At 43.1% G+C, this 11,418-nt stretch carries 13 protein-coding genes and 1 pseudogene; 10 read left to right on the forward strand and 4 right to left on the reverse strand.

Going from position 1 to position 11,418, the window contains the following annotated elements; genetic code table 11:
* Positions 1-17 precede the first annotated feature (17 nt).
* The 5 genes and pseudogenes from ACVLR6_RS06000 (at position 18) to ACVLR6_RS06020 (ending at position 4,294) form a co-directional block, all read left to right on the forward strand.
* Complete coding sequence (locus tag ACVLR6_RS06000; protein WP_005090826.1) at positions 18-452, forward strand: hypothetical protein; 435 nt, start codon at positions 18-20, stop codon at positions 450-452.
* Positions 453-486: 34 nt separating this feature from the next.
* Positions 487-684 (forward strand): annotated as a pseudogene (locus tag ACVLR6_RS06005) (IS66 family transposase); the annotation flags it as partial.
* A 460-nt stretch (positions 685-1,144) separates the two neighbouring features.
* Positions 1,145-2,377, forward strand: coding sequence for an efflux RND transporter periplasmic adaptor subunit (locus ACVLR6_RS06010; RefSeq protein WP_171502409.1), 1,233 nt, complete (start codon positions 1,145-1,147; stop codon positions 2,375-2,377).
* Positions 2,374-3,597, forward strand: a complete 1,224-nt coding sequence (locus tag ACVLR6_RS06015; RefSeq protein ID WP_078194314.1) for an ABC transporter permease — start codon at positions 2,374-2,376, stop codon at positions 3,595-3,597. The genes ACVLR6_RS06010 and ACVLR6_RS06015 overlap by 4 nt, the downstream gene beginning before the upstream one ends.
* The gene (locus tag ACVLR6_RS06020; RefSeq protein ID WP_078194313.1) at positions 3,590-4,294 is read left to right on the forward strand and encodes an ABC transporter ATP-binding protein; all 705 of its coding nucleotides are present in this window, start codon (positions 3,590-3,592) and stop codon (positions 4,292-4,294) included. Before ACVLR6_RS06015 ends, ACVLR6_RS06020 begins: the two co-directional genes overlap by 8 nt.
* A 23-nt stretch (positions 4,295-4,317) precedes the next feature.
* Here the strand turns inward: ACVLR6_RS06020 and ACVLR6_RS06025 are convergent, their stop codons facing one another.
* Together ACVLR6_RS06025 and ACVLR6_RS06030 are read right to left on the reverse strand one after the other, a co-directional pair.
* Positions 4,318-5,700, reverse strand: a complete 1,383-nt coding sequence (locus ACVLR6_RS06025) for a heavy metal sensor histidine kinase (protein WP_155756615.1) — start codon at positions 5,698-5,700, stop codon at positions 4,318-4,320.
* The gene (locus ACVLR6_RS06030; RefSeq protein ID WP_455996164.1) at positions 5,697-6,368 is read right to left on the reverse strand and encodes a heavy metal response regulator transcription factor; all 672 of its coding nucleotides are present in this window, start codon (positions 6,366-6,368) and stop codon (positions 5,697-5,699) included. The genes ACVLR6_RS06025 and ACVLR6_RS06030 overlap by 4 nt, the downstream gene beginning before the upstream one ends.
* Positions 6,369-6,473: 105 nt before the next feature.
* Between ACVLR6_RS06030 and ACVLR6_RS06035 the strand changes: the two genes are divergently transcribed.
* The 3 genes from ACVLR6_RS06035 (at position 6,474) to ACVLR6_RS06045 (ending at position 7,787) form a co-directional block, all read left to right on the forward strand.
* Positions 6,474-6,962, forward strand: coding sequence for a GlcG/HbpS family heme-binding protein (locus ACVLR6_RS06035; RefSeq protein ID WP_171263817.1), 489 nt, complete (start codon positions 6,474-6,476; stop codon positions 6,960-6,962).
* 10 nt (positions 6,963-6,972) lie between these two features.
* A complete protein-coding gene (gene uraH, locus ACVLR6_RS06040) occupies positions 6,973-7,374 on the forward strand; it encodes a hydroxyisourate hydrolase (protein WP_004981585.1) in 402 nt (133 codons plus the stop codon).
* A gap of 158 nt (positions 7,375-7,532) precedes the next feature.
* Positions 7,533-7,787 (forward strand): TIGR03643 family protein, encoded by a 255-nt coding sequence (locus ACVLR6_RS06045; RefSeq protein WP_078194347.1) that lies wholly within the window; start codon positions 7,533-7,535, stop codon positions 7,785-7,787.
* On the opposite strand, the gene ACVLR6_RS06050 is transcribed toward ACVLR6_RS06045, so the two are convergent.
* Both ACVLR6_RS06050 and ACVLR6_RS06055 read right to left on the reverse strand, forming a co-directional pair.
* Positions 7,784-7,936, reverse strand: a complete 153-nt coding sequence (locus ACVLR6_RS06050; RefSeq protein ID WP_078194309.1) for a DUF2256 domain-containing protein — start codon at positions 7,934-7,936, stop codon at positions 7,784-7,786. The two genes, ACVLR6_RS06045 and ACVLR6_RS06050, sit on opposite strands and share 4 nt — an antisense overlap.
* Before the next feature lie 3 nt (positions 7,937-7,939).
* Complete coding sequence (locus ACVLR6_RS06055; RefSeq protein ID WP_455996026.1) at positions 7,940-9,463, reverse strand: cryptochrome/photolyase family protein; 1,524 nt, start codon at positions 9,461-9,463, stop codon at positions 7,940-7,942.
* A 384-nt stretch (positions 9,464-9,847) separates the two neighbouring features.
* Between ACVLR6_RS06055 and nudC the strand changes: the two genes are divergently transcribed.
* Both nudC and ACVLR6_RS06065 read left to right on the forward strand, forming a co-directional pair.
* The gene (gene nudC, locus ACVLR6_RS06060; RefSeq protein WP_455996028.1) at positions 9,848-10,621 is read left to right on the forward strand and encodes an NAD(+) diphosphatase; all 774 of its coding nucleotides are present in this window, start codon (positions 9,848-9,850) and stop codon (positions 10,619-10,621) included.
* Between the two features lie 120 nt (positions 10,622-10,741).
* Positions 10,742-11,290, forward strand: coding sequence for a lipocalin family protein (locus ACVLR6_RS06065; protein WP_411687111.1), 549 nt, complete (start codon positions 10,742-10,744; stop codon positions 11,288-11,290).
* Positions 11,291-11,418: the final 128 nt, after the last annotated feature.

The raw sequence follows: 11,418 nt of genomic DNA on the forward strand, positions 1-11,418 counted from the left end.
ATAAGAGAGCAATTACTATGAATATTAAGCAATTTGGCTTCACAGCTATTCTGGGGCTAGCTGCATTTACATCAGCACATGCAGCTGACCAAATGCATGATTTCAATTTCCAAGAAGCTGTAAGCCGTGCTGTTGCTGATGGGGTTTTGGATGGTTCAGTAAAATTTTATTTGGCGGGAACCAAGTCGGGCGGTAAGGTGATTGAAAAAGGCTTAGTGACCAATAAAAAGACCAATGGTTTTGCCAAATCTGCGGAAAGTTCATGTGATCATGTACTTCGTTCGGCATTGATTCAATTTCAAAATACAGCCAAAGCCAAAGGCGCCAATGCGGTGACCAATCTGGTGAGTTTCTATAAGTCCAATGAAACACGTAGCACCACGACTTACCAATGTGCGAAAGGTACGGCATTAGCAGGGGTGGCATTAAAAGGTGACTTAGTAAAGTTCTAATATGGTCTGATAGCATGGTCTTTCTAGAAACAAGAGAAAGACCTTATCTGACTGGATTGGTCGCTGCGGTGTGGAACTGGAACCTTTGGCCAATGCTTTAAAAGAGGTGGGCTGCATGGCACATGCGCGTCGTAAATTCCATGATCTACATGTGACTGGGAAAAGTCAGATCGCTGAACAGGCCTTAGTGCTGATGAAGTGGTTGAAATTTACTTGGGCTTTGTTGCACAAAGATTTTATAACTATATGATTTTAAAGGTTTTGATTATTTTTTGATCCAAAATTAAATTTATTTAAATCAGATGCTTACATATTTATGCAACAAAGCCTGATAAGATTAACACGTTAGGTCAGGTGGCCTAACTTAAATAAAAAAGTCTCCGACAAACCCGGTACGGTTCAAAATAAAAACTTTTCTTGATGAAAGTCAAATCTATGAATTCATACTATAAGCCTTAATTTAGTCCCCACTTAAAAACAGGTGGGGACTAAATTTATGACTACAAATAATCAGACATTCATCGCATATCTTGTGAAAAAACGAAGACCTCACACCCAAGTTGTTACTTAAATTTGAATATATTAGGGGGAAATTAGCTGTTGAATGTTTATGCAACAAAGCCATTTTCATATATATTTAACTAAGAATTAATTATTCGATTAAAAAACTTTCTTTTAATCTGGCTTGGAGAATGGAATTGCTTGTTACCCACTATAAGCCTTGGATCATGATCATACTACTGGTTTTAGCTGTCAGTTTTGCTACATATCGCTGGTGGCAAGGACCATTGCTGCCTAGTTATGAAGTCGTATCTAGTCCATTGATTCAAACAGTTGTCGCTTCAGGACGGGTAGAGAAAGTATCTCGGACTCAGATTGGTAGTGAAATTACAGGGGTTGTTCTTGAGCGATTGGTTCAAGAGGGAGATCGGGTCTCTCGAGGGGATATTCTTTTAGTACTGAAATCTGATGAAATTTCAGCGCAAGTGCGGCAGGCAGAAGCTGAATTAAAAGAACTCGAAACCACTAGACGCCCGCAAGCAGAAGTTGATTTAGCGAATGCCAAAGTACAATTAGAACAGGCTCAAAGAGAGGCGTTACGCAGACGAAATACCGAATCAGGAATATTATCAGCAGAGGAAAGGGAGAAATCGATAGAGGCAGAAAGACTCGCCCGTAATAATTTGGAATCAGCTCGATTAAAAGTTGCTTCACTTGCCCCAAATAAAGTTGAAGAGACAAAATTACGCGAACGACTCGCTGCACTACAAGCGCAACTTGCCAAGACCAAAATTCGTGCAGAAGTTTCAGGTATTATTTTAACGCGTAATGTTGAGCCAGGGGATCTGGTACAACCGAGTCAGACTCTCTTCACTATTGCACTGGACGGTGCGACTGAAATACGAGTGCCATTTGATGAACGAAATTTACCACTGCTGGCTTTACAACAAAAAGCCGCAGTGATTGCAGATGCCTATCCAAATCAATCTTTTCCTGCCCATATTAATTTTATTGCTCCAAGTATTGATGCTCAACGTGGCACAGTAGACGTCCGATTAACAGTTGATCCAGTCCCAGGTTTTCTGCGTCAAGACATGACGGTATCGGTAAATGTTGAAACTAACAAGCGCGAGCGAACCTTGGTCATTCCAAATGATGCTTTAAGCAGTATAAGTGGCAACAAGGCTATGGTTATTTTAGTAAGAGATAGAAAAATTCAACGTCATCCTATCACACTGGGTTTACGTGGTTTGGTTATGTCTGAAGTTGTAGCTGGAGTGAAAGAAGGTGATCACGTCCTTACCGATGCAGAATCAGTGCTTAAAGATGGAACTCGTGTCCGAATAGAGAAAACTAAACGTGTTTTCCAGAGTCAAACGGATCAGAAAAATAGCAAAAATGAATTACCGGTGAAATTCGATTGAAAAACTTTTTTAGGCGACTTTGGACCGAGTGGACCATCGCAATCAGTTTTTTGCGAGAGGGTCGCACACAGTCGATGATGATTACCATTGGCGTCGCGGTGGGGGTAGCGGTCATTGTGTTCATTAGCGCCTTAATTCAGGGTTTACAATCGAATATTGTAGAAAGGACTTTAGGGACACAAGCGCATATTCGTTTGCTCTCACCAGATGAGGTGAATCATATTGTGCCACCAGCAGCAGGAACACTTCAGTTGTTACTAGAAGATCAGCGTGCACAACGCTTACGTTCTATTAATAATTGGCAGCAGATTACTGGGACTTTAGATCATTTACCGGTGTTGACTGCGGTTTCTCCTGTGGTCTCTGGTCCTGCATTTGTACAGCGCGGAGATGCAATTCAATCTGTTGCATTGGTTGGTATTAACCTTGAACGTTATCAACAGATTATTCCGTTGAAGCAATATATGGTGAGTGGTGAATTACGGGTCAGTGCGGATAATGTATTAATTGGGCGTCAATTAGCCAAAGATTTGGGTGTGCAAGTCGGGAGCAAATTAAGATTAGATACTGGGCAACAGAAAAATGCAGTGGTGAATATCTCTGGAATATTTGAACTGGGCGTGCGTGAATTGGATGCGCGCTATGTCTATCTGGATTTGAAACAGGCGCAATCTTTACTTAATTTGCCTGGTGGGGTCACAGTGATTGATCTGACGATCCAAGATATTTTTCAGGCGGAGCAAATTGCCTCACAAGTTGGACGCCTGGCTGGATTAAAAGCAGAAAGCTGGATTGAAACCAATGCTCAATTAATGAATGCGATTACCGCTCAAAGTCTTTCGACCAACATGATTATTGTTTTTGTAGGGATTTCAGTCGCTTTTGGAATTGCCAGTGTGATGTCGGTGAGTGTGGTGCAACGGACTCGGGAAATCGGTATTTTACGTGCAACTGGGGCTACACAAACGCAAATTTTAAGAGTTTTCTTATTTCAGGGAGCAATTTTTGGTCTGCTTGGTTCGATGCTTGGTAGTGTTGTCAGTTATTGTCTAATTTGGGGATTTAATCAGTTTGGTCCCGGTTTGTTTTATATTTCGATTTCAATCAAGCTTATCTTGTCAGCATTATTCTTGGCGACTTTAACGGGAGTTTTGGCTGCTGCAATACCATCCCGTCGGGCTGCTGCACTCGATCCTGTGGAGGCAATTCGTCATGTCTGATTCATCTGAGGAAGTACTACGTTTAGAAGCATTGCGAAAGTCCTATAATGTTGGGCAACCTAATGAAGTGGAGGTATTACATGGAATTGACCTGTGTATTCAACGGAATGACTTTGCTGCATTAATTGGTCCTTCTGGTTCAGGCAAAAGTACTTTACTGAATATTCTTGGCTTATTAGATCAGCCTAGCTGTGGTGAGTTGTACTTGTTGGGTCAGGCAACAAGTCGTATGGATGATATGGCTCGGACAGCATTACGTGGCAACAGTATAGGTTTTGTGTTTCAATTCCATCATCTTATACAGGCCTTTACTGCCTTAAATAATGTGCTTATGCCATTAATGCTGAAGCAAGGTAAGCCAGATCAATCTGCGTTGCAATATGCCCATGAATTATTGGCCGCTGTAGGGTTAGATAAGTTCGCTGACCGTAAACCCAATGAGCTTTCTGGAGGGCAACAGCAACGCATAGCGATTGCACGTGCACTGATTACTCAGCCTGCACTATTGTTGGCCGATGAACCGACAGGTAATCTTGATACTCAAACTGCTGCGGAAATGTTTGAATTATTTCGTAAAGTTCATCGCGAACATGGCTGTGCAGTATTATTGGTGACTCATGATCCTAGATTATCGGCAACCTGTGATCGAACCATTAATTTGGTGGATGGGAGAATTCAGAGTGATTCCAAAAAATGATATAAGCTCAGTGTGAATGTGAATCACGTATCTGGGAAAAGCAGTTCAAAGCATATACCTTCTGCGCTATTAATCGCCTGATACATCCCTTGATGAAGCGTCATAATAGATGCCACAATGGATAGTCCCAAACCACCTGTTTGATGATAACTTTGTCTACTGGAACTGCATTGATAAAATCGCTCAAAGATATGCGGCAAATGTTCCGGGGCAATTTCTAAACCACTGGTCACGACCGATAGCGCAATCATAGGCAGTTTGTTGATGATCTTTCGATAGCTATGCACATAAATAGTCCGGTGCTTGCCGCCATGAATCAGGGCATTGGAGAGCAGATTATACAGAGCTTGTTGTAACTGTTCTGGATCTGCCAATAGCTCAGTTGCCTCAAGCTTTAAAACAAAATTGCAGTGTTGTTCTTCGGCTTGATACTCAAAAATGCTGAAGATATTTTCTATAAAGGATTGAAGTTGGATTTTTTGTCTGTTTAAGCAAACCTTCTGCGCATCTGCACGTGCCAGAAATAACATGCTGTCAATCATTCTTTTTAAGCGTTGATAGTCCTCTAGGTTGGAAATCAGCACTTCCTGATATTGTACGGGACTGCGTTCACTCATGAGTAAAATTTCGGTTTGTCCTATTAAATTATTCAATGGTGTTCTAAATTCATGCGCAATGTCTTCTGAAAAACGATTCAGCTGGCTATATCCCAGCTCAATACGGTCGAGCATGGCATTGATATCGGAGGCTAGTTGTGCAATCTCTTGAGGGGGATAGGGCAGATTGAGTCGCTGTTCAAGTTGCTGAATATTTATCGCATGGGTTTGTTCTCGCAGGGTTCTTAATACTTTTAATCCCAGATGGCTAGCAATAGCACAAAGGATGAAAATCGCCAAGATACCTGTGAAAACATAAATGACAAGGCTTTTTTGAAAAGGTGCAATGATGCCTAAACGTTCAGACCACTGTTTGCCTGCAATTAACAGATACGGCTGGCGATTAATTTGAATAGTTTTCCAGGCAATGCGGGTGGGATAAGCATGCGCCGATAAATCTTGGAATTGAATTTGGGGCTGATGGGTAAATTCAGGTAGAGGAATGCCAAGAGGATTAATGCTGATCAGCGCCTGATCACCCTGAATCAATAAAAACAAATTATCCTGATTTCCCAACATGTTTTGATACAGCTTCGGGCGAGCGATAATCTGTTCAATATTGCTACTGTCTTGTAGTAATATTTCCAGTCGCTCAATTCGCTCAATCAAAGCCCTATCTTGCTGAGCAATTAAAATCTGGTTGATACCCAGATAGGTCATAAATGCTACACCGCACAAGACCATTGCAGCACACCCTGTAACCAAGAGTGTTAATCGGAGTTCTAGCGAACGAATCGGTTTCAACATTATTTCTCTGCCGAAATTTTATAGCCCAAACCGCGAACAGTATGAATTAACTTTATATCATGTCCCTCATCAATTTTACTACGTAAACGCCTTACCGCTACATCAATAAAATTGGTATCGGTATCAAAATTGATCTGCCAGACTTCAGAAGCTATTTGCCTGCGCGTAATAATTTCATTCGGATGGCGCAGCAGAAAGCGCAAAAGGTTGAATTCTTTTCTACTGAGTTCTATCGACTGCTCGTTACGCCAGACTTTATGATGGATCAAATCCAATTTCGGATTGGCAATTTCTAATTGGTTTTCCTGTGCATACTGCTGGCGCCTAAGTAGACTTTTAATTCGGGCCAGTAATTCAATATAAGAAAAAGGCTTGGCCAGATAATCATCGGCGCCCAGTTCCAAACCTTTGACCCGATCAATCACCTGATCTTTTGCTGTAAGAAAAATGACCGGAATTTGGGAAAATTGTCGCAAGACTTTCAGGACTGCCCAGCCATCAATATCGGGCAACATTACATCTAATATGACTAGGCTATATGCATGCATCTTTAACTTTTCCAAACCTTCTAGTCCTGAATGGACGCATTGTGCCTCATAGCCAGATTCATTTAACCCTTTAACCAGATATGAGGCGATCTTCGCTTCATCTTCGATAATTAGAATACACATTTTGTTCAGACTCATTTTAAAGATGACAACTTTGTAATGTGATTGTCATCCTTCAAATCATTCAGGTTGTATAAGATTTTTAAAACTTAATTCAGGGCAATCATGATGAACAAACTCAAAGGGCTTATTGCAACAGTAATGCTGATGAGTAGCAGTACTTTTGCACAATCCGTTCAATTCAATCAAGTTTATTCACTTGATTCTCAGTCAGCACGAACTCTTACGGATGCTGCGGTGACTGCGTGTCAAAAAATACAGCACAATATCGCTGTGGTGGTGGTGGATCGGGGCGGAAATACGTTAATGGCAAACAGGCATGAAACTGTCGGACCGCATAATTTGGGCGCAGCTGAAAAGAAAGCCTATACCGCCTTATCGACCAAAACGGCGACTATGTTGTTAAGTCAAAATGCCAATGAAAACAAGGATGCAAAAAATTTAACCACCTTATCTAATCTACTGCTGTTGGGTGGCGGCCTACCTGTGAGTTATGAAAATCAGGTGGTCGGTGCCATTGGCGTTGCCGGAGCAGGGGGTGCAAAAAATGACCATTACTGCGCTGAAACAGCTGTTAAGTCTATTTTCAATCCTTAAGGAATTCATCATGTTTAAAAAATTATTGCCACTTTCAACACTATTGTTGACCTCAATGACTTTCGCACAAACTAACCCTTTAAGTGTGCATGTGTTGAATCTAGAAAATGGTCTACCCTCAGCTCAAGTCGAAGTGGTACTCGAAAAAAGTACTGGGAATAAATGGGTGAAGTTAAATCAGCAATATACTGGTCCTAATGGCCGTATTACTGGATTGTTTCCTGAAAATCAGAAGCTTGAAGCCGGTATTTATAAAGTTACTTTTAAAACTGAGGACTGGTTTAAAAAAAATAAGCAAGATACTTTCTTTCCTGAAGTTCCTGTAATTTTTAAGGTAGATGGAAGTGTCAGCCATTATCATATTCCTCTACTTTTAAGTCCTTATGGATATTCGACTTATAGAGGTAACTAAGACTTAACAGGGCTAGTTTAACTAGCCCTTTTATTCGTGCTGAGTCCGTAAACTAGAGAAAAATCACAAAAAATTCATGATTGTATTGTTATTCTTTTAGTCAGATTAAAGTCGATAAAGCTTATTGACGCTTCGTGATGATTAAAAACGAGAATGGTATGAATCAATTTTCTGAAGAGGACTTATCCAGAATTATAGAAATGGCTTGGGAAGATAGAACTCCTTTTGAAGCTATTTTATGTGAGTATGGTTTAAATGAAGCGGCGGTGATCCGCTTGATGCGGCAAAATATGAAAGCATCGAGTTTTAAAATGTGGCGTGGACGCGTCACCGGCCGAAAAACCAAACATCTGCAACTGCGTTCACCCGACGTGATACGGGCCTATTGTTCACGGCAATACAAGCGTTTCTAAGCGTTTGATTTTGACCGCTGTCTGGACTCACGTTTACATCGTTCAGAACAGTATCTGACTTCCTCCCAGCAGCGTTGCCATTTTTTGCGCCAAGTAAAAGGACGCAAACAGTGCATACAGATTTTTTCAGGAAAATGCTGTTTTTTCATGGTTTATAACTCATCAATCCGGCTAAGAAGTTGCTGGGCATGGCTGATAATCTGAGGCCGATCTTTAAGCTTGTCCAGCTGTCGATAGATCATGCACATACGTGGATGAGTACGGAATGTCGCTTCATGCCGGATCATGAAATACCAGTACAGGCTGTTGAAAGGACAGCTGTCCGGTTCGGTACGGGTTTTGACATTGTAGCTACAGTGCTTGCAGTAATCCGACATCTTATGGATATAATTGCCCGAAGCCCCATAGGGCTTGCTGGCCATTAAGCCACCATCGGCATGCATTACCATGCCCAAGGTGTTCGGTAGTTCTACCCATGCATAGGCGTCGGCATATACTGCCAGATACCACTCACTGATCTGCTGCGGGTCTACACCCGTTAACAGGGCAAAATTTCCAGTCACCATCAAACGCTGAATATGATGTGCATACGCATGCTGAAAAGTATTACGGAAACACTCAGCCATGCAGTTCATCTGAGTGCGGCCAGTCCAGTAAAATTGTGGCAACGGGGTTGAGTACTGCAGCGCATTGCGGCTGGCATACTCCGGCATGTACAGCCAGTAAATTCCGCGGACATATTCGCGCCAGCCGAGGATTTGCCTGATAAAACCTTCCACTGCATTCAGTGGTGCATGACCGGCATAGTAGGCCGTTTCTGCGGCATCACAGACTTCTCGCGGCAGCAGCAAGCCACAGTTTAGATAAGGCGAGAGCAGGCTGTGAAACAGCATGTCTGCACCCTGAACCATGGCATCCTGATAATCTCCAAAATGCGGCAAACTGTGGGTAATGAAATGCTCCAGTGCAAGCAGAGCATTGCTACGTGTGGTGGCCCAGCGGAAGTTGTCAAGGCTGCCAGCGTGAAGCGGAAACTCGCGCTCAACCATTTGCATTATATCCAGATCAATCTGATCGCGTTCAAAATGAAGTGTTGGAGGCAATGGTGGAGTGCCTGACCATGCCTTGCGATTGGCGCTGTCATAGTTCCACTGTTGTCCAAGCGGCTGCTGTCTCTGCATCAAATAACCGGTCTGTTTACGCATTTCCCGGTAAAAATATTCCATGCGCAACGTCTGGTAGCGGCTGGCCCAGTGCCGGAACTGCTCCGGGCTACAGAAAAAACGATCGTCATCCAGACACTGTACCGGCAGTTGCAGCTGCTGGCTCCAGTGCTTTTCAATCTGCTGCTGCAGGCGGTATTCCCCGCATCGGGTCATTACCAATTCTGTGACGGGGAACAGCAGTTGCTGTGCCTGTACGAAATCCAGCAGGCTACGAATCGGACTGCCGTACTGAAAAGCATGGTAACGTACACGCCAGCCTTCCGCTTTGAGCTCTTTGGCAAAATGCCGCATTGCGCTAAAAATCAGGGCAATTTTCTGCGGATGATGGGCGACATAAGTCGCTTCCTCAACCACTTCGGCCATCAGGATCACATCCCGGGTACGGTCCAGCGCTTTAAGCGTAGCGAGCTGATGATGAAGCTGGTCACCTAAAATTAAACCGAAACGCATAGCCCTTCCAGACCCGATCAAAGATAGTCTAGTGTAAAGCCAGACAGTTCAATTTTTTGTGAAAACACAGATCAGTCCGCATGTTCAGTAAATTCAACCCGACCAGATGATCTGCTGACATTGCACATGAATCATGATTGCTACAATAACAGAGTGTTCATCTCTATAATGCTACATCCAGTTGATGAAATTCGCTTCGCATTATTCCTGAAGACATAATTGTTGTGAAAATTATGTGATTTTAATCAAAAAGATACAAATTATTATGGTTGTAATTCAGGCAACGTGCGCCTAGTATATTCCGTGAAGTTACTCCATGTAAGCTTCCTTAGTTTTGTCCCATACACCCCTCTGTATGGGATTTTTTTTAATCAGGGAATTGTCATGAGCATGCATTCAAAAGCGTATATTTTTAGACAGCAGCAATTGCTGGTAGATGATCATTTCCAGTTGCCGCAAGTGGAAAGACTGCAGCACGACCTGAACCTGTCGGAAAATGGCCAGGTCATTGCACGCGATCTAAAAGAAGATGAAATAGTGCCCGAAGGTTGTCAACTGGTCCCGATCCGGCAACTGGTACAGGTCTGGAGCAGGCCGCAGTTTGAACAGGCCAGCCGTGCGGTACAGTTACTGGAATGGCGCCGTAATCACCGCTTTTGCAGTAAATGTGGCCACCCGACCCAGCAGCACGCCAGTCAGTATGCCATGGTCTGTCCATCCTGTGGCTATAACCAGTATCCACGGGTGAATCCTTGCGTGATTACCATCATCACCCGGGGTACAGATGAAATTCTGCTGGCGAAAAATGCCCGCAATAAAACCCAGATGTACAGTCTGATTGCTGGATTTGTCGAAGTGGGCGAAACCTTGGAGGAGGCAGTACGCCGTGAAACGCTAGAAGAAGTGGGGCTACAGATCAAAAATATTCAATATCTGGCCAGCCAGCCGTGGCCGTTTCCCAGCAATCTGATGATGGCCTTCAAGGCAGAATATCATACAGGGGACATTCAAATTCAGGAAAATGAACTGAGCGATGCGCAGTTTTTCAAATTTGATCAGTTACCCGAAATTCCGTTCAAGGGCAGTATTGCCTATGCCATGATTCAGCATGTGATGCATGGTACCCCTGTGGCAGATGACAGCAAAGAATGGCTTTAACCCGGAAACCAGTCTAGGACTTTTTTAGCAGCACGCCTCCTGAATCACATCATTTCGTCTTCACGCTTTGTTCACATGCTGTTGAGTTATCTTAAGCCTAAAATCAAACAAGGCTAAAAAATGAAGATGCTATTCAAGTCTGTTTTGGCAGCGACAACGCTGGCGATAATCAGCTTAAGCTTTACTACGCAAGCTGAAACGGTTCCACCTCAGGCAGTCGATCAGGTAGATATCCAACGGTATGCGGGCAAGTGGTATGAAATTGCGCATCTACCGATGTATTTTCAGCGTAAATGCGTATCGAATATCTCGGCACAATACACTGTCAATGCCGATCAGACTATGGGCGTATTAAATAGCTGCCGTATTGCCAGTGGAGAGATGATCAGCTCCGAAGGTATTGCCTATCCACAAAATGAAGGGAACAGCAAACTCAAGGTCAGCTTTTTGCCGCAAGGTTTGCGCTGGATGCCTTTTACCAAAGGTCATTATTGGGTGTTAAGAGTTGACCCGGAATATAAAGTGGCGCTAGTAGGTGGACCAAGCAGTAAATACCTGTGGATTTTGTCACGTGAACCGCAACTGGATGAAGCCACCTACCAGTCGTATCTGGAGACTGCGAAACACTATGGTTACGACATCACAAAGTTAATCAAATTACCGCATTAATCTGCTACCCTTTGGCCGAACTGCCTAGACTCTTACAGTTCGGCTTTTTTTCACTTCACATAAAATTCATATCTGGCTGATTACACTCATCAAACAGAATAAAGACAGTCGCTTAAAATTAGGATGAG

Source organism: Acinetobacter sp. T63, assembly GCF_053852345.1.